Here is a 26,718-nt window from a genome sequence, read left to right as displayed (position 1 = left end):
ACTCTCATCCTGTCGCCTCGTTTGCTGTGTCGAGGAGCACTGCCATGAATGTACGGGATGAGCACACCCGATCGCTCTGGATGGATGTTTCGGTTGCCGATGCGCCGGCGCTATCCGGGACGTTGAGTACAGACGTCGTCGTCGTCGGCTCCGGAATTGCCGGGCTGTCGGTCGCCTACGAGCTTGCGAGCCATGGACGCTCGGTCGTGGTGCTGGACCGCGGCGGCATCGGCAGCGGGATGACGGCGCGCACCACGGCGCATCTGGCTACCGCGCTCGACGACGGTTACGACGCGCTGGTGAGGGTGCGCGGCCTTGACTGCGCGCAACGCTATTACCAGAGCGTCGCTGCCGCGATCGATCGCGCCAAGGCCATCCAGAGCGCAGAACACATCGATTGCGATTTTCAACGCGTCGACGGTTATTGGGTGCAGGCGCCTGAAACCGCCACCTCCGAGCTGGACGCGGAATTGGATTGCTGTCGCAAGCTCGGAATTCCCGTTGAAAACTGCATCGAGCCAACCCCGTTCCATGCCAAGGGCCAGGTGCGTTCGCTGCGCTTTGCCCGCCAGGCACGCCTGCACCCGAGCAAATATCTCGCCGGTCTGGCGAACGCACTAGGCCGCCGGGGGGCGCGGCTCTACGCCGACACCTGTGTCGAGAGCATCCATCAGCGCCATGACGAGATGGTCGTGACGACCGCCTCAGGCTACGAGATCCACGCCGCCGACGTGGTGGTCGCGACAAACTCGCCGGTCAATGTGCAGGTGGCGATCCACACCAAGCAGGCGCCTTACCGCACCTATGCGTTCGCCGCCAAGATTGCGGCCGGCACGCTGGGCGATGCGCTCTACTGGGATACGCTCGATCCCTATCATTATGTCCGGCTGCAGCCGTACTCTGCCGACGAGGATATCGTGATCATCGGCGGAGAAGATCACAAATCGGGCGAAGCGAACGACGGCGCACAGCGCCTTGATGCGCTCGAGCGCTGGGCCCGCGAGCGGTTGCCGGCTTTGGGCGAGGTCACTCATCGATGGTCCGGCCAGGTGCTGGAGCCGGTCGATTTCGCCGGCTTCATCGGCCGCGCTCCCGGCGAAGAGCATGTCTTCATCGTCAGCGGCGATTCCGGGCAGGGGATCACGAACGGCCTCGTCGCCGGCCTCTTGGTGACGGATCTGGTCACGACGGGCGCGAGCCCGTGGGAAGAGATCTACGCCCCGTCGCGAAAGATTCAGAAGAACATCGGCGAGTTCATCAGCGAGAACATCACGCCGTTGAAGAATTTTGCGGAGTATCTTGCGGCGAGCGAGATCGCGAGCGTCGAACGGCTGCTGCCCGGCGAGGGGCGGCTTGTCCGCAGCGGCCTGAAGAAGATCGCGGCTTGCCGGGACCGCAGCGGACGTTTGCATCTGCACTCGGCCAGCTGCACCCATCTCGGCTGCGTCGTGCACTGGAATTCGCTCGAGCAGTGTTGGGATTGTCCCTGTCACGGGTCGCAATTCGCGCCCGACGGCACCGCGCTCAATGGCCCGGCGGTCGCGCCGCTGGGCGAGGCCGACAAACCCGCCAATCTTGAAGCGGCCGAGTAAGCGGCATTCCCCCAAAAAAGTTGCGCCCAGCCATTGGGGGATGGCTGGGCGCGCGCGAACCGGTCTGGGACGGGGAGGGGTGGGGATGTGACCGGGTCGCGTAACTCGTTATCTCGTTTCTAATCTCTTGCGCTGGCGGTGGAGACCGCCGGTCTGGTATCGCCGAGCGAGACCCAGATGTTGGGATCGCTCTGCGACTGGCGCTTGACGAAGCGGTAGCCGGTCTCGGTCCAGGCAACGACGTTCTCGTTCTGATTGTCGAGAACGAACTCGCCCTTGTCGGTCTTCACCGTCAGCACCGCGTGTCCTTCGCCCTTCTTGTCGCGCACGACGGTGATGAGCAGGGCCTCGCGCGGCCATCCGGCATCGATCAGCATCTTGCGCTTCAACAGCACGTAGTCTTCACAATCGCCGTAGCCGTCGGTCGGCAGCGACCATTTCTCGATCACGCCCCAGTGCTCCTGGTCGGTCAAAGGCTTGACGGTCTCGTTGACCCAGCGATTGACCTTGACGAGGTCGCGCCATGCGGCCTGCGACATCACGATGTCGCGTGCCTGCGTCGGTGCGCCCTGGCACTGGGCGGTATTGTCCGCACAGAACTCGACCCAGCCGATCGGCGCACGCGTGGTGTCGCCGAGGCTCGCGTAGAGCAGACGGCCTTCGCCGGCCTGCGCTGTCGCGCTGATCCCGAAGAGCATGGCGGCCAGCGCCAGCCTCTTCCCCTGTCCCCTGAAGTCAAACATTGCGGCCCCCGTTTCTTGTTGGGACCACATTTCGCATGGAGCTTTTGAGTTGCCGCTAAGTCAGCCAAGTCAAGTCGAGACGAATACAAGTAAAAGGCGCGGCGAATTCGATCTATACTTGAATCGAATTCTCATAAAATTTGAAACAACTGCAATTGATTCAAATTTTATCGATTAACGCGGAAATGCTGGCGGAGCGCCGTTTCCATGCGCAAACGGGCCGCGCGTTAACCCGCGTGGGGCCTCTCACCACGCACGAAAAAGGCGGCGTCCGCATCGCGGAGGCCGCCTTCGAGGCTGGAAATGCAGGCGTTTTGACGTCGTCGCGCTTTACCGCGCGGTAACGCTCTCTTCGAGTGTCTCGATCGGCTGCGCGTGGACGAACTCCAGGGCGAAGCCGTCTTCGAGGTTTCGGACCACGCGGCCCTGAACCCGGCCGAGCAAAACCGTCGATTTCAGCGGCGGCCGGTTCTCCGCGGCGATCGCGGCGCCCGACAGCGAGAGATCGATGATGCGGCAGGTCATCTTGGTGCCGTCCTCGAGGGTCAGCACGGCGATCGGGTTGCGCGGCACGATACGGTCGTGGCGGCGATCCTCGGGCAGGTTGAGGATGTCGCGGTTGGCGAGCCAGGTCAGCTGGGCCGCGAGCTTGTCACGCTTCCTGGGCGTGGCACCGATCGTCATGGCGAAGCCGTTGTCGATGATGCGGGTGATCTTGCCCTCGACCCGGCCGATATGATCGAGATAGGCGACCACGCGGTCGCCGACATTGCCGATGCCGGGGGCCAGCAGCGCCAGCCCGCCCGGCGACATGTTGATCACCTGGCAGGGGAATTCGCGGCGATCGGGCAGCATGTAACGGCCGAGCAGGTGCACTTTCACCCGCTGGAAACGCCGACGCTCCTCAGCGGCCGGAAGAAATTTTTTGTTCGCCAACGCCATTTTCAACACCCGACCCCCCGCCCGGGCGGAGTCCGGAACGACCCTAAGGTGCATAGGGTTAATGCCACGTTAGGATTGGATGCGGCGGAAACGGACAGACACGATGCGCTCGAAAAGCCACATCAAGGGCGGGCAGACCAGCACCGTCAGTGCGCCGACGTCGAGCGCGACCGCGGCACTTCCGGCCGATTTGGCGAGCCGGCCCGCCACCGCCGGGCCCAGCATCATCGCGGCATAGAAGAGTGTGTAGAACACACCCATCCCGATCGCCCTCGTCTCCGGCGCGAGCACGCGGGCGGCCAGGCTCATGATCGGGCCGGCCGGATGGCCGCCGATCAGGCCGATCAGGATGAGGATCATGATCACGGCGTCGGTCCGGGTCAGCCAGGCCAGCAGTCCGGCCACCATGAGGCTGGCCGCGCTCGCCAGCACCAGCGGCCGTTTGAACCGATCGGCCAGATACCCGCCCGCCGGCACCGAGATCACCGACAGCCACATCACGAGGCTGATCGCCGATCCCGCCGCCGCAATGCTCCAGCCGCGCTCGGTCAGCAGCGACGGACCGAACGAGAAGATCATCGCGAAGCCGACATTATAGAGACCCCAGATCATGCCCGCGACGATCACCGCCAGCAGCGCCAGGGGATCGAGCCGGCTGGAGCCGACCGCGCTGGCGGTCGTTGCAGGCGGGGGCTGATAGAGCGTGATCAGCGCGATGCCCATCGCCGTCAGCGCGCCGGCCGCCAGAAACACCGCGCCTGCGCCGTAGGCGGTGCCGATGGCCGGCAGCACCAGGAGCGAGATCGCAACGCCGGCCGGCCATGAGTTGACGAAGATTGCCATCGCGGTTGCGATCTCCTTACCCGCGAACCAATCGGTGGCCATCTTGGTGAGCTGCACCGTCAGCAGCACGCCGCCGGCGCCGGAGGCGAGCCGGCCGGCCAGCTGCCAGCCCCAGACGTCGGTCGTGGCCATCACGAGGCTGCCCGCCGTCATCAGCAACAGTGCGGCGATCGTCGTCGGCCTGTCGCCAAGAGTTCGGCCGATCGCGCCGCCCGGCAGCGCCAGCACGACGCCGGGCGTGAAGTAGAGCCCGATCAGGATGCCGATGTCGGCCAGCCCAACGCCAAAAGTCTGTTGCAGCAGCGGCGCGACCGCGGCCACGCTCTGGAATTGGAATGCGATGGTGAGGCGCACGATGAACAGGATCGCAAGAATGCCCCAGCGATTGCGCAACGCTTGATCTCCTCCAAGCCCTGTGTCGAGCGTGCGGTGGAGAGAGGCCGGAGTCAACCGGCTGTCGTCTTCCCCGCGCGCCGATACAGCAGACACAGCAGCGCCAGCAGCACCGCGGCCGACAGCCCGAGCGACCAGTGGATGCCGATCGCGGCGCCTGATAGCCCGACGGTGATGCCGCTGAAGGCCCGCATCCCGAGCCCCGCCATATTATAGAGACCGACGACGCGGCCGCGGATGTCGTGCGGCGCATTCAGCTGCACCAGGGCCTGTGCCATGGTGTTGAACGACAGCTCGAAGAACCCCGCACAGAACAAGAGCGCGATCGCAACCGGATAGATCGGCACCGCGGCGAAGCCGAGCAGCGCCACGCTCCAGAGCATCGCGAGCGTGATCGCGGTGCGCGGCGTGCCCTTGAGGCGTCCCCAGGATTCGAGCGCGATGCCCGCGAGCAGCGCCCCGGCGGCGTCGGCCGCGAGCAGCACGCTGTAGGAGACGCCGGGATCGCCATGGCCGAGATCGCCGGCGTAGCCCGGCATCTGGGCGTGATAGGCATTGCCGATCATGAATGAGGTGAGGCCCGCGAGCCACGTCATCGCCGTCAGCACCGGCTGGGTGCCGATCGCGCGCATCGTCAGCACGATATCGGCAAGGCCGCGCACGGCAAAGCGCCGCACCGCCACGCTGTTGTCGCGCACCGGCGCCCAGAACAGCCACAGCAGCATCGGCAGATAGAACAGCGTGTTGAAGATGATGCCGTGCGAGGTGCCGAGCGTCAGCATGATCACGCCGCCCACCGCGGGCCCGACCAGGATGCCGAGATAGCGCGCCATCGCATTCAGCCGCACCGCGCTCGGCAGGTCGGCGGGGCCGACGAGGTCGTAGAGCAGCAGCTGGTTCGGCGTCTGCCACAACACGCCGGCGCAGCCATGGATCACCAGCAGCAGCATCGCGTGCCACATCTGGATCGTGTCGGTGATGAAGAAGAAGCCCCATCCGGCGGAGGCCACGATGAACAGCAGCATGCCGCACTGGATGATGCGGCGCGGATCGAACCGGTCGGCGAGCCCGCCGACCGCGACCGAGAACAGCAGAAACGGCAACCAGTGCGACAGCACCGCAAAGCCCGCCAGCGCCGGTGAATGGAATTTCTGGAACACCACCCAATAGCTGATCACATGCTCGATATTGTCCGCCATCATCGCCAGCACATAGGCCATGAACTGGAGGCGGTACGGCACCGACTTCATCGCCGCGAACGAGCCGGACGCAGCGACGGGATTTTTGGGCAGGGGGTTCAAGGGATGACCTGGGTAAGACTATTTGCGGCCTTACACGTTCAGCGGCCGGCGCTCAAGACACTTGGGTGTGCGTGGGCATCTGCCATGCGCTGCCACTACAACCGCCGCCGTCATCCCCGCGCAACCGCGAAGCGGTTGTCGCTGGAGGTGCGCGCTCTCGCGCGCCTCGAAGGATGTGCCGCAAGCGCCTGGAGCCCATCCTTCGAGGCTCACCTCGCAATGCTGACGCATTGCAAGGCTCGCACCTCCAGCGACAACCGCTTCGCGGTTGCGCGGGGATGACGGCGGAGCTTGTGGCAGAGATCCGTAGCCCGGATGAGCGCAGCGATATCTGGGGCCGTCGCTCCCGCATGTCGCTGACGCTCATGCAGGGCTACGAGACTTGCGCTTGGCACGCGCACGCATCTCACATACGCTTCGCCTTACGCCCGCACCAACCATTCATAACAGACGGGCATCGAGGAAATCGCCATGCAACAGATCCGCGTCTGCACCCACGCTGGTCCCGGCTCGGAGCCCGTCATCCGCACCGTGCCGTGGCCGAAGGTCGGCAAGAAGGCCGCATTGATCAAGGTCGGCGCCTGCGGTGTCTGCGGCACCGATTTGCATATCCTGAAGGGTCACTGGCCGAAGCCGCTGCCCTGGCCGTTCACGCTCGGCCACGAGCTCGGCGGCGTCATCGTCGAATGCGGCGAGGAGTTCACCGAGGATTTTATGAGCAAGCCGCTCAAGGTCGGATCAAAAGTCATGATCCCGCCCTTGATGCCCTGCGGCCATTGCTATTACTGCATCCACTATCCCCAGACCGCCAACAAGTGCCTGACGCCGGTCTATTACGGCCGCTATCTCGGCTTCGACAAGGCGCCGCACATGTGGGGCGGCTGGGCTGAATATGTCTATGTCGATCTCGAGATGTTGCCGGGGACCAAGATCTACAAGCTGCCCGACGACATGTCGCTGCGGCTTGGCGCGCTGTCCGAGCCGCTGACCTCCTGCATCCGCGCCTTCAACCGCGCCAGCCGTGCCGGTGGTTTCAGCTGGGGTGATACGGTGGTGATTCAAGGTTCGGGCCCGATCGGCATTTTGGCGGTCGCAGCCGCAAGGGAGATGGGGGCAGGGCGCGTGATCTGCGTCGGTGCGCCGGAGGAGCCGCGGCTGAAGCTCGCGCGCGAGTTCGGCGCGGAGGCGACCGTGAACATCGAAGAGCTGAAGTCACCGCAGGAGCGCATCGCGCGCGTGCGCGAGATCGTCGGCGGCTTCGGGGCCGATCTCGTGATGGACTGCTCGGGCCACCCCACGGCGGGCCCCGAAGGCATCGAGATGCTGCGCGACGGCGGCACCTATGTCGAGATGGGCCAGTTCACCGACGCCGGCTCGATCGACACCTCCTGGCACCGCATCTGTACCAAGGACCTCAACGTGCTGGGATCCTGGGGCTTCACCGGCAACGACCTGCCGCTCGGCGTCGACATGCTGTATCGCACCGCGGGCAAATACCCGTGGCTGAAGATGCAGACGATCTATCCGTTCACGGAAGAAGGCGTCGCGCAGGCGGTGAGGGATGCGATGGCGATGAAGACGGTGAAGTCGACCATCGTGCCATGGCCGGAGCTGGTGGAGTAGAAGGTGCCATCGATCCCGCACGATCTCGCGGCGTTCCTGGTCGAGGCCAAGCGGCGCACCTATGCCGGCCTCGATGACGACGCGACCGTGGCGACGCCGTTGCTTGCCGGCTCAAAACAGCTCGAGCACCGCGCGCCGCCTTTTGCCTATCGCGACATTTATTTCGGGATGGGATTTTTCGTCGGGCAGGAGACCGTGTCGAAGGACGACCGCGTCATCTGGTCGATGAGCTACAGCGGCGGCGTCGGTGCGGAGATCAGGGATCGGGACACCTTCCTCGCGATCTACAAATTCCTGCGCCATGCGCTGCTCGGCGTGCGCGTCGAGCAGCCCTACCGGGGACCGCCCCTGTTCGAGCAGGCCGGCATGGTCTACCGCAACGAGATCGAAGGCGCGCTCAATCGTTTCCGCGGCGTCGAGACGATTGCGCGGCAGGACGGCACCAAGCTCTATGAGCTGCGCTATGGTGGCGGGCTGCTGCGATAAGTCTGCGGGTTCGCGCGACCCTAGCTTCAATTCTCTGCGAAAACGTTTGCCACGTGTTTCTATTCGACGTTGATGAGGTTATGCTGCGCACCTCGGAAGCATTCCCGTGTGCCATGAACATACCTGCCGATATCCCGCATTTCGCTCTCGCGTCTCTCATTCCCGACATCGATCGGCTCGCCGCGGAAGCGATGGCGGTCTGGAAGGTGCCGGGCGCCGCGCTCGCCATCGTCCAGGACGGCGCGGTCGTGCTCACGCGCGCCTATGGCCAGCGCGACGTCGAGGCCGATCTGCCGGTGACGCCGCATACGCATTTCGTGATCTGTTCGATCACCAAGTCGTTCACCGCCACCGCCGTCGCGTTGCTGCACAATGACGGCGTGCTCGACTGGAGCAAACCGGTCCGCGACTATCTGCCGGAGTTTCGCCTCTCCGATGCGGTCGCCACCGAGCGCGTCACCATTCGCGATCTGCTCAGCCATCAATCGGGACTGCCGCGGCACGATTGGGTTCATGTGCCGGGGGACCTCTCGCCGGCCGAGATGCTGCCCCCGATGCGGCACCTCGAGCTAAGCCGCGACATTCGCGCCGCCTGGCAATACAACAACCTCTGTTACAACGTTGCCGGTCTGCTGATCGAGCGGCTGAGCGGGCAGACCTTTGAAACCTTCCTGCGCAGGCGGCTCACGGATCGGCTCGGCATGACAGTGAGTTTTTCGCTGGACGATCTCGAAGCTGGGCCTGAGCCGGCGCGGCCTTACATGATCGACGTCAATACGCGGTTGCCGGCGTTGCGGCTGCCGATCCGCACCACGGCCGCCGGCGCCATCAACACGTCGGTGGTTGATCTGGCTAACTGGATGCGGCTGCATCTCGGCAAGGGCGAATTCGCTGGCGAGCGGCTGCTGCCGGAGGCGCTAATCGGCCAGCTGCACACGCCGCTGACGTTCGTCGCCAAGTCGGAGTTTTCCGAGTTCGGCCACGGGCACTACGCCCTTGGCTTCCAGACCAACGCCTATCAGGGCGAGCGCATCGTCTCGCACAGCGGCGGCTGGACCGGCTGGGGCTCGCTGATGACGCTGGTGCCGGACGCCGGCATCGGCGTGGCCGTGCTGACGAACCGCAGTCCAAGCGAGGTCACATCGATCCTGACCTGCTACATCATCGACCGGCTGCGCGGCCGAGAACCGGTCGATTGGCTCGCGCGCTTCAGCAAGATGCGCGACGACTTCATCGCTCAAATTCCTGCCAACAAGGCGGCGCGCGAGAATTCGCGCCACAAGGACACCAAGCCGGCGCACGAGCTGGCCGCCTATGCCGCCGACTACGCTCATCCCGCCTATGGCGTGATATCGATCCGCGAGCAGGACGGCACGCTGCGCTGGTCGTGGCGCGGCATGAGCGCGCCGCTGTCGCATCGGCATTTCGAGACGTTCATCACGCCGGAGATCATCGGCAAGCTCCACCCGGACAATGTGCCCATCACCTTCCACACCGATCGCGACGGCAATATCGTGCACCTGTCGGTGCCGCTGGAGCCGATGGTCAAGGACATCGTGTTCGAGCGCCGCGCCGCTGGCGATTGCATGGATCCTGCGTTTCGCGCGCGTTGCGCCGGGCATTTCAGGAGCGGTGGCGTGAACCACCACGTGAGTCTCGACGCTGACGGCCGGCTGATTCTGAAGCCCGACTTTCAGCCGGCCTATCGTCTGGAGCCGCAGCAGGGACGCAGGTTTCGTATCGTCGAGCTCGACGGTTTTGCCGTCGAGTTTCGAGGAGACGACGGCAAAATTGATCAGATCGTCTTTCATCAGCCGAACGGCGTCTTCGTCGCTGATCGCGTCGTGGAGCAGGAGTGATACCGCGATGCCACTGCAACCGGGCCAACCGTGCTCCCCCTTCCACGCCATCCGCGCGATCGACTACACCGTCATCTTCGTGCGCGACATGGCGGCGATGCGCAGCTTCTACGAGGGCGTTCTTGCCTTCCCGCTGTTGCGTGAGTTGTCGCCAAACTGGATCGAATACGGCATCGGCAGCAACACGCTCGCGCTCGCACGACCGAGCCGGACCGCGGCCGAGGCACCGACGCCGGTGGGGGCTGCCTCGCTGCAACTGGCGTTCAAGGTGTCCGCAGCCGAGGTCGATACATGCGCCGACGAACTGGTTCGGCAGGGCATTGCGCTGGTATCGCCGCCGACGAACCAAACGTTCGGACATCGCACCCTGTTCTTCCGCGACCCCGACGGCAATCTGCTGGAGATTTATGCGGAGATCTGAGCGGGAGCCGACGCCCAAAAAGTTCCATCTGATTTCCCCGAACTATTCACGCGGAGGTGAAACTTAGGCCCAAGTTCCGGCTTTCACTTCGCGGGAGAGGTGCCGTGAAGCGAATCCTGAAGCCACTTACTTACATCCTGGCTGCGATCTACTTCCTGGTGGATGCGGTTTTCATGGCCGTAGCGAAGCCGATCTCGCGCTGGATCGAGCGGCATTTCCAGTTCAGGCGATTGCGCGCCTGGATCAGGTCGCTGCCGCCATATCCGTCGCTGGCGCTGTTTTCCGTGCCCGTGATCATTCTGGAGCCGGTCAAGCCCGTGGCCGCCTACTTCGCTGCAACCGGGCAGGTCGTGAGTGGCGCCGTGACTTTCATTGTCGGCGAGCTGCTCAAGCTCGTGCTGGTCGAGCGCCTGTTCCATCTCACGCGCGACAAGCTGATGCGAATTCCCGCCTTTGCCTGGGTTTACGGAAAATACGCCGCGGCGAAGGCGTGGCTGCAAGCGACCGAAGCCTGGCGCGCCATCCGAGCGCTCGCCCGCGCGGTCAAGGACGGTGCTGCGCGTGCGAGAGCCAGGCTGGTTGGCAGCTTCAGTAGACTAGCGACCTCCAGGGATTAGGCCGCGCCAAGCGCGCTGCCTGCTATGCGAGCTTGCGCGCGGCTGCGGTTGCCTTGTCGCCCGTGTTTGGTGTGCCGGTGGGTTCGATAAGCATCAAGTGGACCTCCTCGCGCGCCACCGGGCGATGCTCGACCCCTTTGGGCACGACGTAGAGCTCGCCCGGACCGAGCGTCACGGTGCGGTCCCGCAACTCGATGTCCAGACGGCCTTTCAGCACCAGAAAGAAATCGTCGGTGTCGTCATGCTTGTGCCAGGTGAACTCGCCCTTCACCTTCACCACCATCACGTCGCAATCATTGAAGGTCGTGACCGTGCGCGGCGACCAATGATCTTCAAAGGTCGCGAGCTTGTCGGCAAGCGAAATGCTGTCGGCCATGTTTCTCTCGTGGGCGTTTCAGTTGGACAGGATTTGGGATCGAGGGACCGCCGCGACAAGACGCGCCTCGGGTTAATCAGGTGCGTGTGGCGGAGAAGGGGCTCGGTCATTCCCGACAGTGTTTCAACGTCGTCATTGCGAGCGCAGCGAAGCAATCCAGGGTCTTTCCGCTGGGGCAGTCTGGATTGCTTCGCTGCGCTCGCAATGACGGAGTGTATGGCGCGAGAGTCGATCTCTCTCGTACCCGGGCAGGATGCAAGGAGCCCAGCGTCAGACCCGGTCGCGCTTTACCTTAATCAAGGTGGTCGAAAAAGTCCGCTGCAACCTCTGGGACGCGGTTCTCTTTGCGAAGCCATGCATCATAGGCATGGTGATTTCCGAGCGCTTGGCGTAAAGAGCGCCCAGATCAAATCCAGCGTGCGGCCGGGCCGATTGCCCCCCACGCGAGCTCGGGCCCGCCGGTTCACCGTTTGCGCGCCTGAATTAACCAAGGTTCTCCATCCCGTGTCTTTTCCGGCCCTGACCCCGCCGCTCGCCCAAGCTTTGGCCGAGCGGAACTATGATTCACCGACCCCCGTTCAGCTGGCCGTGCTTGCGGACGATGCCAGCGATCGCGACCTCCTGGTTTCGGCGCAGACCGGCTCCGGCAAGACCCTCGCTTATGGCCTCGCCATGGCCAAGGATCTGCTCGGCGATGCCGAGCGGTTCGAGCAGGCAGCCGCACCGCTCGCCCTCATCGTGGCACCGACCCGTGAGCTCGCGATGCAGGTCCACCGCGAACTCGCATGGCTCTACGGGCATGCGGGCGGGCGCGTGGTCTCCTGCGTCGGCGGCATGGATCCGCGCCGCGAGCAGCGCGAGCTGGCGGCCGGCGCGCACATCGTGGTCGGCACGCCCGGCCGGCTCTGCGACCATTTGCGGCGCGGCCGTCTCGACATCTCGGAATTGAAAGCGGTCGTGCTCGACGAGGCCGACGAGATGCTCAATCTCGGCTTTCGCGAGGACATGGAGTTCATCCTCGAGACCACGCCGGAGACGCGCCGCACCCTGCTGTTCTCGGCGACGTTTCCGCGCGGCATCGTCGCGCTGGCCAAGCAGTACCAGCAGCAGGCGTTCCGGATCGAGGTCGCCGGCGACGAGGGCGGGCACGCCGATATCGAGTATCGCGCGATCCGGATTGCGCCCGCCGATGCCGAGCATGCCGTCGTCAACGTGCTGCGCTTCTACGAGGCGCCGAGCGCGCTGGTGTTCTGCAGCACGCGCGATCACGTCAGGCATTTGCAGGCGGCGCTGCTGGAGCGCGGCTTCTCCGTGGTCGCGCTCTCAGGCGAATTGACGCAGAACGAGCGCACCATGGCGCTGCAGTCGCTGCGCGACGGACGCGCCCGCGTGTGCGTGGCGACCGACGTCGCCGCCCGCGGCATCGACCTGCCGAGCCTCGACCTCGTCATTCATGCCGACCTGCCCAACGACGCCGAGGTGATGCAGCATCGCTCGGGCCGGACGGGGCGTGCGGGGCGAAAGGGGACGAGCGTCCTCCTGGTGCCGCCCGCCCGCCGGCGGCGTGCGGAGCTGCTGCTCAATCTCGCAGGGGTCGATGCGGCCTGGGGAACGGCGCCGCAGGCGGACGAAATCCGCAAGCTCGATCACGATCGCATGAAGGACGTGTTGTTCACCGAGGAGACGACGGCTGACGATCTGGCGTTGGCCCAGGCGCTATTGGCCGAGCGGTCGGCCGAGGATATCGCTGCGGCACTGGCGCGGCTTTACCGAGCGCGGCTGCCGTCGCCCGAAGACATCATCGATCCGGGCGAGCGCACGGGCAAGCCGCGCGAGGATCGCGGGCGCGACAGATTTCAAGGCGAAGGCGGCGACGATCGCGCCGCGAGACCGCGATCGAAATCCGGCAAGGCATCGTCGAAGCACGTCATGTCGGAGACCAGCGTCTGGTTCCGTGCCGCGATCGGACGACGCAAGAATGCGGAGGCGCGCTGGCTGCTGCCAATGATCTGCCGCCGCGGCGGCATCGACAAGCGCGACATCGGCGCCATCAAGATCATGGACACCACGACCGAGTTCGAGATTTCCGAGCGGGTCGCGGAGTCCTTTGCCGCAAAGGTCAAGCGTCCGGACAAGGAAGACAGCATCCGTATCGAGCCGATGGCGGACGCGCCGCAGCGACAGGAGCCGTCCGAGCCGCGATCCCATGCGCCGCGTCGCGAGAGGGACGATGGCGATCATCGCGAACGCCGCGACGAGCGTCCGCGCGAGGCCCGTGAATTCAAACCACGCGGCAAGCCACCCGGCGAGCGCGGACCGAGATTCGACGAGGCTCCTTCCTTTGGAAAGAAAAAGAAGCATCGCGACAAGCAGGCCCGCGCGGAGCCCTCGGTCACGCCGTGGCCGGTGAAGGGCGCGCCGGGAAAGAAGCCGAAGAAGAAAAAGCATCGCGGCTGAGCGGCCGCCGTTCAGGACGGCAATGATGCCGCCGGATTGCACCGGCGGCATCATCTGAAAGGTCAGGTGTGAGTTCAGCGGCCGCCACCGCCACCACCACCACCACCACCTCCGCCGCCACCACCGCCACCGCCGCCGGCATCACGCATGGACGAGCTGTAGCGGGGATCGGTCTGCTTCATGTAGGTCGGCGAGGTATCGTTGGCGAGGCGTGCGACGGGGCGGCGTGCGCGGCCCGGGGTCGACGACTCCGCGACGATGCCACAGCTTTCGAAGAAGGCGAATTGGCAGCCATCGGTTCGGTGTTGCGCCGCGTTGGCGCTTGTCGCGGCGAACGCGCTCGTCGCGACGCATGCAATCAAGGCAGCTTTCGACAATGTGAGCTTCATGGATATTCTCCAGCCTCGGTTTGGCGAGACCGGAACGGCTCGCACACACCTTCGACGGAGCCTGACCTGACCCGGTTCGAGGGCGCCGCTTCACGCCCGCGTGAGCCGGCCGGGGAGGGACGTTACGCCGCGGTAAGGTCGCGCAGCATGTATGTCGCGCCTTCGCCATAGGAGGCGAGCTTCGCGCGCAGGTCCGCGTCCGTCGTGGCGGGCCGAAAGCCGAGGCGCTCCCACAACGGCCGCGTCGCGTAGACCGAGACCAGTGCCAGCGTTGCGATGCCTGACGCGCGCGCCAGCTGCTCGATATCGGCGATATAAGCGCGCAGAACGCCGCCGCGAAAGTCCGGCAACACGGCGACGTCGTGGACATAGAGACAATCCGCATCGTCAGGCAATCGTGCGATGAAAGCGTCGAGCGGCGGAATCCGGTGCTGCTTCCAGGGATGCGAAAACCCGTAGCCGGCGATCGCATCGTCGGCGACAAGCACGCGGCAGCCATCGGGATAGAGCCGCATCTTCTCGGCGAACACCTCGGGCCTTTCAGGAAGCCCAGGATGTATCCGCGCCGCGATGGCGCTGATCGCGGCCAGGTCGGATGCGTGCGCGGCACGCCAATGCGGCTTGCTCATGTCTTTCCATCGTTCCGTCTCGGTCGGTCCAGTTTATTCCGCCGCGCCGGCGCGCGCAGCGAAAAATATCTTGGCCGCCGTCTCAGGAATACCAGGCCGCGCGCGGCGTCCTACCCATGCAAGCCAATTGCATGACAGGAGATATCATGACGTCCTCGATCCGCCTCGCGCTCACGCTCGCAATCTCGCTCGCGATTGTTCCCGCCGCCTTCGCCGCGCCGCCGACCAAGACGGGCAAGTCCGACAAGGGCAACGTGCTCACCGATGCCAAGGGCATGACGCTCTACACCTTCGACAAGGATGCGGACGGCAAGTCGGCCTGCAACGGTCCATGCGCGACGAACTGGCCGGTGCTGAAGGCCGAAGCGAGCGATGCGGCCGGCGACGGCTATACCATCATCACGCGCGACGACGGCTCGAAGCAGTGGGCCTACAAGGGCAAGCCGCTCTACACCTTCGCCAAGGACCAGAAACCCGGCGACGTCACCGGCGACGGCTTCTTGAACGGCGCCTGGCATCTGGCGATGCCGTAACGGCGCTCTGCCTTTATCTCGGATATTCGAGCTGCATCGCGACGAAGTCGGCCGTGCGCGGTCCATAGCGCGCGTCGATGGCGTGCAGCGTCTGGTCCAGCGCGCGCGCCGGCGGCAGGTCGACGACGGCCGGCGGGGTCTGCTTTGCCGGCCAATCGGCTGCGACCTTGTCCGGCAGGATGCGAAGACCGCTGCGGCTCGTCTGCGCTTCTGCCGTGGCCGCGAAGGTGAGGGCACGCGAGCGATAGGTGCGCGACCACGCATCGGCTACAAGCGCAAGCGACACCTCGTCGATGCTAGGCGTCAGCGCGATTCCGAGCTGCTCGCGGTTCCAGAGTGCGAGCGTGTTGGCGATCGCCGTCAGCGCGAAGGGGCGTGTGAACTGGAACGCCTCGCTGCGATGGCGGGCATCCCACTGTGCAAGACCGATCTCGCGGGCAACCGCCTCCGCCTTGGCGCGGCCGGCGATGGCCTCGACCAGGGTCAGGGCCATCGGCATGGAGGCGGTGATGCCGGTCGTCGTCGCAACGCCGCGGTCGACCACCAGCCTGCGGTCCGCGACATAGCGGATCGCGGAATGCTTTTGCAGATCGCGCACGGAATACCAGTGCGTGGTGGCCTGCCGGCCGTCGAGCAGCCCGGTGTTGGCAACGACCTTGGCGCCGACGCAGACGCCGATGACGATCGCGCCCTTGCCGGCCTGGCTCTTGATCCACTGCAAGGCCAGCGCATCGTCCTCGCGGCTCATCGCGGGCACGATGACATAATCGGCGCCTTCGGGATGTGAAGCATCAAACTCGGCGGTGGTCGCGTGCGGCTGCACTTTCAGCGCGGGATAGAGTGCGACGGGTCCAGGCTGCGTCGCCAATGTGAGGACGTCAGCGACATCGGCGCGCGCGAGGATGCCGTATGGCATCAGATAATCGGTCGTCTCGGTCATGTCGTTGATGCCGACGATGGCGATCAGCGGGCGTTTGCGCTTCGGCGGCTTCAAGGCCGCCAGCGTCGCCTCGGTCTCGTCCTTGGATATCGCAGGCGCGGTTCCTCGGGCCGGCGAGCCCGGCAGCAGGAACAGCCAGGTTCCGCCGATCACCGCCAGCAATGCCACGCAACCGACGCTCAACGCCAGAATGCGCCATATCATGATGATGTCCTCGTTGCTTTACGCGAGGCGGAAGCTAACCGCTGACAACGACATCAGGAATGACGCAGATCCGGCAAAAACGGTCATCCGCGCGCGCTGATGTGTCGCGCGGCGAGCTCGTCTCGCGCGATGCTGCGCGCGGGCGAGGGACTATCTCAGCCCCTCATACACCATCAGCCCGCGTGCGATCTGCAATTTGCGGATCGCGCGCGGCAAGAGCTTCTCCGGCTGGTGCAGATAGCGCCAGGAGGTGAGGGTGAAGGCTGAAAGCGCGCTGCATTCGTCGTCGAACGGCGCGAGCACGCCCGTCACGCTCACCGGCGTATGCGGGCGGGCGTTGAACGGCAGCAGCAGCAGCTCGAGATAGGCCTTGCTGCCGTCCTCGCGCGCGGCCGTGACGCCGGCGATCGCGCCTAACGCTTCGTCGGCGACGATGGTGGTGATCTCCTCGATCTCGCTGCGGCTCGCATCGTCGAACAGCGCCGCAAAGCTCTGGTCCTTGAGATCACGTCCCGTCAGCGCGCAGACGCGCGTGCCGGCGACGCGGAAGGGAAAGCCGAGATCGGGCTCGCAGGAGAGGACAAAAATGTCGCCGAGCAGGCCGCGAACCGCGGCCGGATCGATGTCGGCCCTGTCGGGGGCCCGCGCAGCGCCGCGCTTCTTGTCCCAATACGCGAAGAACGCGCGGCTCGACGGATGTTTCATGTCTGAACGCTTACCCCGGGGTGCAACCTTCGAAGGGACAGACCTGTCCCGCTTCAGTGCACCCGCGATCCCTTGTGTTGTTGTGCAGGAGGGGATTTGCAGCGTCCATGCCGCAGGCGCGTTTTTACCTCCCTTAAGGCCGTCTTTGCGTCGTTAACGTTAAGTTAACTATGCGCTTTGCACCTCGCGCCCCGCTGCTATGGTGGCCGCAGTCGCAAGCCTCGCCGCTTTCATCCAGGTTCTCGGCGGGGCCTGTACACAGGGCGTCAAACAGTTTGGTCACGGAGCCGCGGGGAGGGGTGGGGATACACCTTCATTCCTCCGGTACCGGAAAGGCCGACACGGACAGGCAGGGCTTTCCCAGGGCCCTGCCTTTTCCTTTTGTGCACTTGCGCAAGGCTGGCAAAGGCGACTATCTGCAAGCGTGTTGCCCCGGTCGCGCTGAAAGCGAAGCTGCCTTGGATTCCTCTCAAGATTCTCCGCCGCAAGGCCCTCAGCAAAATCCTCAAGCAGAGGTGCCGGCGGTCATCGAGGAGGCTCCGCGCGAGCCGGTCCTGACGCTGCCCACGGCGCTGACCGCCTATATCGTCCTGCTGGCCGTGATCCATCTGCGGGTGCTGCTGCCGCCGGAGATCGAGAACTGGACCATCGACGTCTTCGGCTTCATCCCGAAGCGCTACGATTCTTCGCTGCTTAATCTGGAGATTCCCGGCGGCACCGGCGCCAAGGTCTGGACCTTCGTCACCTATTCGCTGCTGCACGCCAATCTGACCCATCTCGGCTTCAACGTGCTGTGGCTGCTGCCGTTCGGCAGCGCGCTGGCGCGGCGTTTTGGCGCGATCAGGTTCTTCCTGTTTCTCGCGGTGACGGCGGCGGCCGGCGCGCTCGCCCATCTCGTCACCCATGAGCACGCGGTGGCGCCGATGATCGGCGCCTCGGCCTCGGTGTCCGGCGCAATGGCAGCCGCAATTCGCTTCGCTTTCGTCCGCGGCAGCTTCCTGTCGTTCAACCGTTCGGACGCCGATACCGCAGCAAAGGTTCCGGCACTGCCGCTGTCGCGCGCGCTGCGCGACGGGCGGGTGGTCGGCTTCCTGGCGGTGTGGTTCGGCGTCAACATCATTTTCGGCGTCGGTGCGATCGGCGTCGATTCCGAAACCACGAGCGTCGCCTGGCAGGCGCATATCGGCGGCTTCTTTGCCGGCCTGTTGCTGTTCGCCCTGTTCGATCCCGTGCCGCGCGTGCGAAGCGATGCTGCGGATGCGTCATCACAGGACGTTTCAGACCGTATTTGAAGCGGCGCTTGCGGCACGGCCCGAATTCATCCATCATTCGCGTGAAGAATGTTCCGAAGCGACAAGCCCATAGAGGCCGCGCTTCGCAAAGCGCACGAGCGTGAAACCGGCGCTGAAACTGTTAGTTGAAGACTCGAAGAACAAGTCCGGACCCGCCCGAAGGCGGACGGATCCGATTCTAGGGAGGCAACAATGACGGTACGTTCCATTCTCAACACCAAGGGTCACCAGATCATGAGCGTCGAGCCGGACGCGAAGCTGGCTGCCGCAGTCAAGCTGCTCGCCGACAAGAAGATCGGCGCGGTGCTGGTGATGAACCAGAGCCGGCTCGAAGGCATCCTGTCGGAGCGCGACATCGTCCGCGTGCTCGGCGAGCGCGGTGCGGGCGTGCTGGAGGAGCCGGTCGCCCAGGTCATGACCCGCAAGGTCGTGACCTGCAAGGAGACCGACACGGTCGCCGAACTCATGGAGATGATGACATCAGGCAAGTTCCGCCATCTGCCGGTGATCGACAACGGCAAGGTGGTGGGCCTCATCTCGATCGGCGACATCGTCAAGCGCCGGGTCCAGGAATACGAGTCCGAGCAGGAAGCCCTGCGCGACTACATCAAGACGGCCTGACGGGCATCCGCCTCACTCGTCCGCTTTTGGCGCGTGACCCGCGGGCGCCGGCGCGAGCACCTCGATCGCCTCCTGGATCGACTCCAGCGCGCGCTCGGTGGCGCGCGCACCGTGGGCGATCAGGTCCTCGTAACGGTGGAAGTCGAACCAGCCGAACTGGCCGACCCGCGGCGTGATCAGGAGGTCCGGCGGGTCGCCGGCGAGCCGAGCGCGCGTGATGCGGTCCTGCATGATGTTGAAGGCGTCGACCATCACCGAGGAGATGCCGGGCCGGCCGGCGCCGCCGAAGAATTCGCGCTTCATGGTCTTTTCGGGCGAGAACAGGCGCGGGAAACGCCGCTTGGCCGTCGGCTCTGCGGCGTCCGGCGCGACCGCGGTGGGCACGGCGCCATGCGCATGGATGGTCGTGGAATGGGTGAAGATGTCGCTGGAAAGATTTGCGGCGATGACGATTTCGGCGCCGAGCGCGCGGGCGGCGGAGACCGGAACGGGATTCACCAGTGCACCGTCGACCAGCCAGCGGTCACCGATCAGCACCGGCGCGAAGATGCCGGGCAGCGCGTAGGACGCGCGCATCGCATCGACCACACGGCCGCGCGTCAGCCAGATCTCGTGGCCGGTGCGGACCTCGGTCGCGACGCTCGCAAACTTGATCGGAAGGTCCTCGATCCGGACTTGTCCGATCGCCTCCTCGAGCCGGGTTGCAAGCTTCTCGCCGCCGAGCAGGCCGGAGCCGTTGAGGCGGATGTCGAGATAGCCGAGGATGTTGCGCATGCCTTGCAGGCTGCGCCCCCAATCTTCGAACGTATCGAGCCGGCCGGCCGCATGGAGGCCGCCGGCGACGGCGCCAATGGAGGTACCGACCACGACGTCGGGCACAATGCCGTTGGCAAGCAGTGTCCTGAGAATCCCGATATGGGCAAAGCCGCGCGCCGCCCCGCCACCAAGGGCAAGGCCAATCACCGGCCGGCGGATGCTGCCCAAGCCGACTTTTTCACCGGCTTTTTCGCCATTGGAGCCGTTCGCGCCCCGACCCTTCAAAATATCCAGCACCGAAAACCCTCCCACCCGGGCCAGCCCTCACACCAGAGTAGGCGCCGTATTTCAGCTCCGCCATAACCAGGGTGAAGCATGGTTTATACCGTTCGGGACGCAGGGGGCAGCAGTGTGGCGAGGGCCGGTCGTCGCCAGCCCAATCACGCAGGCGTCAACCGGGTTCCAAAGAACCTCCTGGGACCGTATTTCCTGGGGGGGGCAGAGGCTTGAATTTGCCGCGTTTTCGGTGAAAAGCAGGGGGCATGACACGCGGGGGTGACGGCATCATCGGATGGCGGCGCAGCGGCAGGCTGCTGCCGGCGCTGATCCTTGCTGCGTGCCTCGTTATCTCAGGCCAAAACGCTGCGCAGGCGCAGCTTTTCTCCGATCGTCCGCCGCCGGTGCCGCCGGCTTCGGTGCCCGACCCCGGCGGGGCCATCAATCTGGCGCCTCCCTCCGGGCCAGGCGCCGGTCCCCCGAGCCTGCCGCCGACCCTGATGCAGCCGACGACCCCAAGCATGCCGCCGCCTGCCGTCGCGACCGTGCCGCCGGCCGCCCCACTCAACGCGGCCGCGCCCGGACAGGGCGTGCTGTCGCTGACCGCGAAATACGGCAAGGACGCAGCCCCCATCACCAGCGGCCTGGTCTGGCGCGTGTTTGCCGACCTTCCCGATGAGAACGGCACCTTCAAGCTGATCCGCGAGGACCGCAACGCCACGCCCAACATCGTGCTGCCGCCCGGCAATTACGTCGTGCACGTCGCCTTCGGCCTCGTCAGCGCGGTACGCACCGTCAGCCTGAAGGCCGAGACCGACCGCGAATCCTTCGTGCTGCCGGCCGGAGGCCTGCGCATCGAAGGCCGGGTCGGCACCAGCCGCATTCCGCAGAACCAGATCTCGTTCGCGATCTACAAGGGCAGCCAGTTCGAATCCGGCGAGCGCGCCTCGCTGGTGCCGAACGTCGCCGCCGGCGACGTCGTGCTGCTGCCGGAGGGCACCTACTACATCATCTCCAACTATGGCGATGCCAATTCGGTGGTGCGCTCCGACATCCGCGTCCAGGTCGGCAAGCTCACCGACGTCACCATCACCCACCGCGCCGCCGTGATCACGCTCAAGCTGGTCAGCGACAGGGGCGGCGAGGCGCTCGCCAACACCGCCTGGTCGGTGCTGACCCCGGGCGGCGACGTCATCAAGGAATCGATCGGCGCCTTCCCGCGCGTGGTGCTCTCCGAAGGCGAGTACCGCGCCATCGCCAAGAACGAGGGCAAGGTCTACGAGCGCGGCTTCAACGTCGTCAACGGCGTCGACGGCGAGGTCGAAGTCGTCGCGCGGTAGGACGCGGGCCTCAGTATCGGCCGCGGCGATACGCCAGACTTCGCGCCTTGCACGATAGTTCTCAGCTGGCGCACGAACGTGCATCTCCCATTACCGCTGTCGCCACCACGCGCGCCTTTCTCCTTGTGCTCGGCTTCGAAGACTTTGTCAGCGCTACCAAACGGCTCTTGGGACGGACGAAAACACCACTAGCGAGGGCTTATTCCAGGCAATCGGGACTTGGCCACAAGCCGGTGCAAGATACGTATTTCCGATAATCAAATTCATTCTCTTTCCATCCTGCTGCGCTATATGTCGGGCATCCATCTAACGGAGGAGGCCGGAGCAGGCTTGTGCGTCTGCGAGACCGGCAAGGGGCAGGGGACCAAGCTCGGCGGCATGTTCGAAGTGATCCTCACCAGGCGCAAGCGGTTTGGCTGGCGATGGCAGGTGTGCGACCAGTCCGGCAAGATCTTTGCCGATGGTTTCGAGCGCACCCGGCCGTCCGCCAAATATCATGGCGAGCGCGCGTTGTTCTTCCTGTTGTCGCAGGCTTACTTGCGCAACCGCTCCGCCGCGTCCAGCGAGGACTAGCGGCGGTCCCAGCTCCGTAGCTCCGTAGCCCGGATGGAGCGAAGCGCAATCCGGGTGTCTCGTTCCGCACGGATGGAATCCCGGATTACGCTTCGCTTCATCCGGGCTACAACATATCGCGTTGCCTGACGGGCAAAACACCCAAGATCGCGGTCAACGCGCGGCGGCGAAAATATTCCACTTTACCGAAATTCGGAAATGACGTATGTGTCGCGGCAACCCGGCCCAAGGAAGAGGGGCGTATCGCGATCGTCACGAACGCGGGCCGGGCCGCGGTGGACGCAGGTGACATCGGCGCGATTGGTTTCGCAGGGCGGAGAGCCGTGAGCGAAACGTTTGCGCACACGACCGGTGTGATCGGCGTACGGCAAAATCGTGTGGTCCTGACGCCCGGGGTCTGTGCGTCAAGTCTCAGCGGTGATGTGGCGGCCCAACCGGGCACGCGCATCGATCATCCGCAAGGCGACGGGGGCAATAGTGCATCGCTCCCCGAGGAGAGCACGACATAAGCCGTCAAACCACTGCGCAGGGAAGGCCGGTTGTTTGGCTTCACCTGTATGCCGCTGTGCAATTTTTGCTACTGCTTTCGCACAGTGGACCGCGGGTGCCAGCCGGCGCCCGGTCTTCCCTGCGCTCTCTTTCATTTGAGGGTGAAGCGATGAAGCAAAGCTCGGGCGAATTGAGCCGCGAGGATGCGAAGCTGCGTCCGGGAGACGTAGGATGGGTAGAGCACTTGCGAAACCCATCATCTTTCAACAGGAAGGAGTGTTGATGGGTTTCGCTTCGCTCTACCCATCCTACGAGCTGTCGCGCGACACTCCCCCCGTTACGCGCCGAACGCAACTCTCAAGCCTCGGACGCCGCGCAGCAACACCAAGAGCAGTGCAGCGCGTGCGGGACGCGAGAAGCATCGCCTTCGCACGACCGTCATAGTCTCTAACGCGCACTAACCAACGCCCGACTTAAAACTGTCATAATCGCCAAATGGAACCCGCGCCTGCGCGCTTTTTACACGTCGTTAAGTGCGCCTGCATTGGATGCGGCGGGAAAGTGCGTTGGGGACTGCCATGAATGCCGCGAAGAAGATGCCGGGAAAACCGGCCGCCGAAATGTTTGACGACATCCCGGTGCTTCAGCGCAAATGGCGTGCCGCGCTGAGGCCGGGCGATCGGCTGCCGCGCTACGAGGATGTGATGCTCGGCAGCCTGGGACGGCTCGCCGATCACATCGCGCTGCTGAGGAACGACGACACGCTCGAACTGTCGCGCAGCGGACGCTACGTGCAGAAATGGCTGGGTGAGGAGCGCTGGGATATCCCCGTCGCCGAATTGTCGCCGGATTGCGCCACCGCGCTGTCGGAAGCCGCGACGATCGCGCTTGCCAACGGACAACCGCATCAGGCCAGCGCGCATTGCGTGCGCGACGGCATGGTGCGGACCTACGATGTGCTGGCGCTGCCGACCGCTTCGCGCTGGGGCGCCACGCTGGTCGGCGCCTATATCAACGAGCGCGGCACGCAGTACAATCTCCTGGACGCGATCTTCGCCTCGACCGACGACGCGGTGGTCTCGCTGGCGACGCTGCGCGACGCTGGCGGCAAGCCGTTCGATCTTCAGGTCGTGCATCACAACAACAGCGCGGGCGCGCTGCTGAAGGTTGCGACCGGAAGCCTGTTGTGGCGGCGAATTGGCGAGGGGACCACGCTGCTGGCCTTGCCCGAGATCATGGACTTCCTGCTCAAGGCCGTCGCGGGCGGCCGCGGCGAGCAGCTCGAGATCGAGAGCGAGGGCCGGCACCTCCGCCTCAGTGCCACCGCCTTCGCCGACGTGGTCTCGCTGACGATCTCCGATGTCACCGCGTTGAAGCGGCGCGACGCCTCGTTCCGCCTGCTGTTCGACAGCAACCCGATGCCGATGTGGGTGTTCGACGCGCAGACCAAGGAGTTTCTTGGCGTCAACGACGCCGCGGTCCAGCATTACGGCTACAGCCGCGCCACCTTCCTGCGCATGAAGCTGCATGAGATCTGGCCGGAGGACGAGTGGGACAGCCACGCTGAGGCGCTCGAACGCGTCGGCGATGCCTATCATTCCTCGCGCAACTGGCGGCATCTGCGCGCCGACGGCAGCGAGATCGAGGTGCTCACCTTCGGCCGCCGCGTCGCCTTCGACGATCGCGACGGCTATCTGGTCGCGGTGGTCGACATCACCGAACGGCGCAAGGCCGAGGCGCGCATCGCGCACATGGCGCACCATGATGGCCTCACCGACCTGCCGAACCGCGAATATTTCCAGGAGCGCCTGAAGCAGGCGCTCGAGCAAGTGGCGGGAAAGCGGGTCGGCGTGCTCTATATCGATCTGGACCTGTTCAAGAACATCAACGATTCCTTCGGTCATCCCGTGGGCGACCGCCTGCTCAAGCACGTCGCCGAACGCCTGACCAATGCGGTTCGCGGCGCCAATCTGGCGGCCCGGCTCGGCGGCGACGAGTTCGCGGTGATCCTTGCGGCGGACGTCTCGCCGAACGAGGCCAGCGCCTGCGCAGGCCTGCTGATCGACATGCTGAAGGCGCCCTATGATCTCGACGGTCAGGAGATGGTGATCGGCGCCAGCATCGGCATCGCGCTGTCCCCCGGTGACGGCACGACGCCGGAAGAGTTGATGCGAAATGCCGACATGGCGCTATACCGGGCGAAGTCCGACGGCGGCGGCGTGCATCGTTTCTTCGAGCGTGAGATGGACCTCCAGGCGCAGAAGCGCCGCGACATGGAGCTCGACCTGCGTCGTGCGTTCGCCAATGGCGAGTTCGAGCTGCACTACCAGCCGCTGGTGTCGATCGCTTCCGACCGCATCTCCGGCTTCGAGTCGCTGCTGCGCTGGCGTCATCCGGACAAGGGCATGATCTCGCCGGCGGAGTTCATCCCGGTCGCCGAGGACATTGGCCTCATCACCCAGTTGGGGGAGTGGGTGCTGCGCGAAGCCTGCGCCGAGGCCGTCAAATGGCCTGCCGACGTCAAGGTCGCGGTCAATCTGTCGCCGGCGCAATTCCGCAGCCGCAACCTGGTTCAGGTCGTGATCTCGGCGCTGGCGCAGTCCGGCCTGTCGCCGAGGCGGCTCGAGCTCGAGATCACCGAGTCGATCTTCCTGGCCGAGACCGATGCCAATCTCGCCATCCTGCACCAGCTCCGCGAGCTCGGCGTCAGCATTTCCATGGACGATTTCGGCACCGGCTATTCCAGCCTCAGCTACTTGCGCAGCTTCCCCTTCGACAAGATCAAGATCGACCGCTCCTTCGTCAAGGATCTGGCGCAGCGGCCCGATTGCGGCGCGATCGTGCGCGCGATCTCCGGGCTCGGTCGAAGCCTCAACATCACCACCACCGCGGAAGGCGTCGAGACCGAGGATCAGCTCGATTGGCTCCGCGCCGAAGGCTGCAACGAGGTGCAAGGCTTCCTGTTCAGCGCGGCGCGGCCTGCCGCGGAGATCGCAACGCTGCTCGCCGATTTCGGCCAGCGCGCCTCACGGGCGGCGTAGCCCCTCGGGGTAGCAGTCGTAGACCAGTGCCTTGAATGCGGGCGTGATGCGGCCGCGCTCGCTCTGGGTCTGCTGCATCATCACGTAGACCATGTCGAGCTTGGGATCGACGCCGAACAGGGTGCCGCTGCCACTGTCCCACTTCAACTCGCCGAGCGAGCCCGGCGGCGGCGGTTTCGCGTTGCCGGGATCGGTGCGAACCGCAAGGCCGTAGCCATAGCCGAAGCCATCACCCGGGAAATAGAAATAGTCGCGTCCGACGCCGGAGCCGGGTCCGACATGATCCGTCGTCATGGCCTTGAACGCGGCGGGGCTCAGATAGCGCTTGCCCTCGAACTCGCCGCCGTTCAGCAGCATCTGCGAAAAGCGCTGATAATCGGTGATGGTCGAGAGCAGGCCGCCGCCGCCGGACTGCCATTCGGGATGGTCGAGGCGGTCGCGTTCGGCCGCGAGCAGGATGAAATCGTTCGGCAGTGGCCGCGCCATCCGCGCCAGCTCGTCCTCGGTCGCCAGCGCGAATTTGGTGCTGTTCATGCCGAGCGGATCGAAGATGCGTGCTTTCAGGAATTCGTACAGCGTCTGGCCCGAGATGATCTCGATGACGCTGCCGAGCACGTCGGTGGAATGGCCGTACCGCCACAGCGTTCCCGGCTGCCGCGCCAGCGGCAGCTTGGCGATGCGATCGGCGAATTCCCTGTTGTTGAATTGGCCTTCGAAAATGTTGGCGGCCTTGTAGGCCTGCTCGACCCATTTGCCGCCGATATAGTCGTAGCTGATGCCCGAGGTATGCCGCAGCAGATCCTCGATGTTGACGGGATGGACGGGCGGCACGAGGTCGAGCTCGAGCTTGCCGTCGGGCAGGGTGACCTCGAGGCCGACCTTGGTGTCGGCAAACAGGGGGACGTATTTCGACACGGGGTCCGTGAGCGCGAGCCTGCCCTCGTCGATCAGCATCATCGCGCCAAGGCACGTGATCGGCTTGGTCATGGAGTGGATGGCGAAGATCGTATCGGGCGTCATCGTAAGGCCCGTCCTGGTGTCGCGCACGCCGAAGCTCTTCAGGTAGACCGGCTTGCCGTGCTGCTGCACCAGGATCACGGCGCCCGGCAGACGACCGCTTCCCACCTCGTTGTCGAAGAAGGCCGTGATGCGGTCGAGCCCTTCGGACGAGGGGGCGGGGATGTCGGCGGCCCGGCTTCGGGCCATCGCGCCGGCGAGCAGCGCGGCTCCGACCAGAAAATCACGACGCTTCATCCGGCCTTCCTCCCTCGGCGGGA

The 26,718-nt window shown here is 65.0% G+C and carries 25 protein-coding genes; 14 read left to right on the top strand and 11 right to left on the bottom strand.

Annotation, left to right across the window (positions count from 1 at the left end; translation table 11 throughout):
- The first annotated feature begins 44 nt into the window (after positions 1-44).
- On the top strand, positions 45-1,592 hold the full coding sequence (locus tag IVB26_RS25725) for an FAD-dependent oxidoreductase (protein WP_247967957.1): 1,548 nt from the start codon (positions 45-47) through the stop codon (positions 1,590-1,592).
- A 119-nt stretch (positions 1,593-1,711) separates the two neighbouring features.
- On the opposite strand, the gene IVB26_RS25720 is transcribed toward IVB26_RS25725, so the two are convergent.
- Positions 1,712-2,335, bottom strand: a complete 624-nt coding sequence (locus tag IVB26_RS25720) for a transglutaminase-like cysteine peptidase (protein ID WP_247967956.1) — start codon at positions 2,333-2,335, stop codon at positions 1,712-1,714.
- A 140-nt stretch (positions 2,336-2,475) separates the two neighbouring features.
- Between IVB26_RS25720 and IVB26_RS25715 the strand changes: the two genes are divergently transcribed.
- The gene (locus tag IVB26_RS25715) at positions 2,476-2,679 is read left to right on the top strand and encodes a hypothetical protein (protein WP_247967955.1); all 204 of its coding nucleotides are present in this window, start codon (positions 2,476-2,478) and stop codon (positions 2,677-2,679) included.
- Here IVB26_RS25715 and IVB26_RS25710 read toward each other — a convergent pair.
- The 3 genes from IVB26_RS25710 to IVB26_RS25700 form a co-directional block, all read right to left on the bottom strand.
- Positions 2,666-3,277 carry a PilZ domain-containing protein gene (locus IVB26_RS25710; protein ID WP_008140941.1) on the bottom strand — a complete coding sequence of 204 codons (612 nt, stop codon included), beginning with the start codon at positions 3,275-3,277 and terminating at the stop codon, positions 2,666-2,668. The genes IVB26_RS25715 and IVB26_RS25710 overlap by 14 nt on opposite strands.
- A 69-nt stretch (positions 3,278-3,346) precedes the next feature.
- The gene (locus tag IVB26_RS25705; RefSeq protein WP_247967954.1) at positions 3,347-4,513 is read right to left on the bottom strand and encodes an MFS transporter; all 1,167 of its coding nucleotides are present in this window, start codon (positions 4,511-4,513) and stop codon (positions 3,347-3,349) included.
- A gap of 53 nt (positions 4,514-4,566) precedes the next feature.
- The gene (locus tag IVB26_RS25700) at positions 4,567-5,763 is read right to left on the bottom strand and encodes an MFS transporter (RefSeq protein ID WP_247973275.1); all 1,197 of its coding nucleotides are present in this window, start codon (positions 5,761-5,763) and stop codon (positions 4,567-4,569) included.
- Between the two features lie 522 nt (positions 5,764-6,285).
- Between IVB26_RS25700 and IVB26_RS25695 the strand changes: the two genes are divergently transcribed.
- The 5 genes from IVB26_RS25695 (at position 6,286) to IVB26_RS25675 (ending at position 10,820) form a co-directional block, all read left to right on the top strand.
- A complete protein-coding gene (locus tag IVB26_RS25695; protein ID WP_247967953.1) occupies positions 6,286-7,437 on the top strand; it encodes a zinc-binding dehydrogenase in 1,152 nt (383 codons plus the stop codon).
- Positions 7,438-7,440: 3 nt separating this feature from the next.
- On the top strand, positions 7,441-7,923 hold the full coding sequence (locus IVB26_RS25690) for a DUF5680 domain-containing protein (RefSeq protein ID WP_247967952.1): 483 nt from the start codon (positions 7,441-7,443) through the stop codon (positions 7,921-7,923).
- Between the two features lie 113 nt (positions 7,924-8,036).
- On the top strand, positions 8,037-9,782 hold the full coding sequence (locus IVB26_RS25685; protein ID WP_247967951.1) for a serine hydrolase: 1,746 nt from the start codon (positions 8,037-8,039) through the stop codon (positions 9,780-9,782).
- A gap of 7 nt (positions 9,783-9,789) precedes the next feature.
- Positions 9,790-10,203 carry a VOC family protein gene (locus tag IVB26_RS25680; RefSeq protein ID WP_247967950.1) on the top strand — a complete coding sequence of 138 codons (414 nt, stop codon included), beginning with the start codon at positions 9,790-9,792 and terminating at the stop codon, positions 10,201-10,203.
- A gap of 104 nt (positions 10,204-10,307) precedes the next feature.
- The gene (locus IVB26_RS25675; protein ID WP_247967949.1) at positions 10,308-10,820 is read left to right on the top strand and encodes a hypothetical protein; all 513 of its coding nucleotides are present in this window, start codon (positions 10,308-10,310) and stop codon (positions 10,818-10,820) included.
- 22 nt (positions 10,821-10,842) lie between these two features.
- Here the strand turns inward: IVB26_RS25675 and IVB26_RS25670 are convergent, their stop codons facing one another.
- Positions 10,843-11,196, bottom strand: a complete 354-nt coding sequence (locus IVB26_RS25670; RefSeq protein ID WP_247967948.1) for a cupin domain-containing protein — start codon at positions 11,194-11,196, stop codon at positions 10,843-10,845.
- 504 nt (positions 11,197-11,700) lie between these two features.
- Between IVB26_RS25670 and IVB26_RS25665 the strand changes: the two genes are divergently transcribed.
- Positions 11,701-13,653, top strand: a complete 1,953-nt coding sequence (locus IVB26_RS25665) for a DEAD/DEAH box helicase (RefSeq protein ID WP_247967947.1) — start codon at positions 11,701-11,703, stop codon at positions 13,651-13,653.
- 74 nt (positions 13,654-13,727) lie between these two features.
- Here the strand turns inward: IVB26_RS25665 and IVB26_RS25660 are convergent, their stop codons facing one another.
- Both IVB26_RS25660 and IVB26_RS25655 read right to left on the bottom strand, forming a co-directional pair.
- A complete protein-coding gene (locus IVB26_RS25660; protein WP_247967946.1) occupies positions 13,728-14,042 on the bottom strand; it encodes a hypothetical protein in 315 nt (104 codons plus the stop codon).
- Between the two features lie 122 nt (positions 14,043-14,164).
- Complete coding sequence (locus tag IVB26_RS25655) at positions 14,165-14,671, bottom strand: GNAT family N-acetyltransferase (RefSeq protein ID WP_247967945.1); 507 nt, start codon at positions 14,669-14,671, stop codon at positions 14,165-14,167.
- 146 nt (positions 14,672-14,817) lie between these two features.
- On the opposite strand from IVB26_RS25655, the gene IVB26_RS25650 reads away from it, so the two are divergent.
- Positions 14,818-15,204 (top strand): COG4315 family predicted lipoprotein, encoded by a 387-nt coding sequence (locus tag IVB26_RS25650; protein ID WP_247967944.1) that lies wholly within the window; start codon positions 14,818-14,820, stop codon positions 15,202-15,204.
- A 13-nt stretch (positions 15,205-15,217) separates the two neighbouring features.
- On the opposite strand, the gene IVB26_RS25645 is transcribed toward IVB26_RS25650, so the two are convergent.
- A complete protein-coding gene (locus IVB26_RS25645; protein ID WP_247967943.1) occupies positions 15,218-16,348 on the bottom strand; it encodes a DJ-1/PfpI family protein in 1,131 nt (376 codons plus the stop codon).
- Between the two features lie 150 nt (positions 16,349-16,498).
- A complete protein-coding gene (locus IVB26_RS25640) occupies positions 16,499-17,053 on the bottom strand; it encodes a PAS domain-containing protein (protein ID WP_247967942.1) in 555 nt (184 codons plus the stop codon).
- 515 nt (positions 17,054-17,568) lie between these two features.
- On the opposite strand from IVB26_RS25640, the gene IVB26_RS25635 reads away from it, so the two are divergent.
- Together IVB26_RS25635 and IVB26_RS25630 are read left to right on the top strand one after the other, a co-directional pair.
- Positions 17,569-18,345, top strand: a complete 777-nt coding sequence (locus IVB26_RS25635) for a rhomboid family intramembrane serine protease (protein ID WP_247967941.1) — start codon at positions 17,569-17,571, stop codon at positions 18,343-18,345.
- Positions 18,346-18,537: 192 nt separating this feature from the next.
- Entirely contained in the window at positions 18,538-18,966 is a 429-nt protein-coding gene (locus IVB26_RS25630; RefSeq protein ID WP_247967940.1) for a CBS domain-containing protein, read from the top strand.
- Positions 18,967-18,978: 12 nt separating this feature from the next.
- Here the strand turns inward: IVB26_RS25630 and IVB26_RS25625 are convergent, their stop codons facing one another.
- Complete coding sequence (locus IVB26_RS25625; protein WP_247967939.1) at positions 18,979-20,019, bottom strand: patatin-like phospholipase family protein; 1,041 nt, start codon at positions 20,017-20,019, stop codon at positions 18,979-18,981.
- A 245-nt stretch (positions 20,020-20,264) separates the two neighbouring features.
- On the opposite strand from IVB26_RS25625, the gene IVB26_RS25620 reads away from it, so the two are divergent.
- The 3 genes from IVB26_RS25620 to IVB26_RS25610 all read left to right on the top strand — a co-directional run bounded on the left by IVB26_RS25620 (position 20,265) and on the right by IVB26_RS25610 (position 25,441).
- Positions 20,265-21,338, top strand: a complete 1,074-nt coding sequence (locus IVB26_RS25620) for a hypothetical protein (protein ID WP_247967938.1) — start codon at positions 20,265-20,267, stop codon at positions 21,336-21,338.
- Between the two features lie 291 nt (positions 21,339-21,629).
- Entirely contained in the window at positions 21,630-21,911 is a 282-nt protein-coding gene (locus tag IVB26_RS25615) for a hypothetical protein (RefSeq protein WP_247967937.1), read from the top strand.
- A gap of 1,067 nt (positions 21,912-22,978) precedes the next feature.
- Positions 22,979-25,441: a putative bifunctional diguanylate cyclase/phosphodiesterase gene (locus IVB26_RS25610; RefSeq protein WP_247967936.1), complete on the top strand. Its 2,463-nt coding sequence runs from the start codon at positions 22,979-22,981 to the stop codon at positions 25,439-25,441.
- Here IVB26_RS25610 and IVB26_RS25605 read toward each other — a convergent pair.
- Positions 25,427-26,695: a serine hydrolase domain-containing protein gene (locus IVB26_RS25605; RefSeq protein ID WP_247967935.1), complete on the bottom strand. Its 1,269-nt coding sequence runs from the start codon at positions 26,693-26,695 to the stop codon at positions 25,427-25,429. The two genes, IVB26_RS25610 and IVB26_RS25605, sit on opposite strands and share 15 nt — an antisense overlap.
- Positions 26,696-26,718 lie beyond the last annotated feature (23 nt).

The sequence above is a fragment of the Bradyrhizobium sp. 195 genome (genome assembly GCF_023101665.1).
Classification (GTDB): Bacteria; Pseudomonadota; Alphaproteobacteria; order Rhizobiales; family Xanthobacteraceae; genus Bradyrhizobium.
Note: the sequence above shows the minus strand (reverse complement) of the source record. Positions and strands in the feature narration are given on the sequence as shown.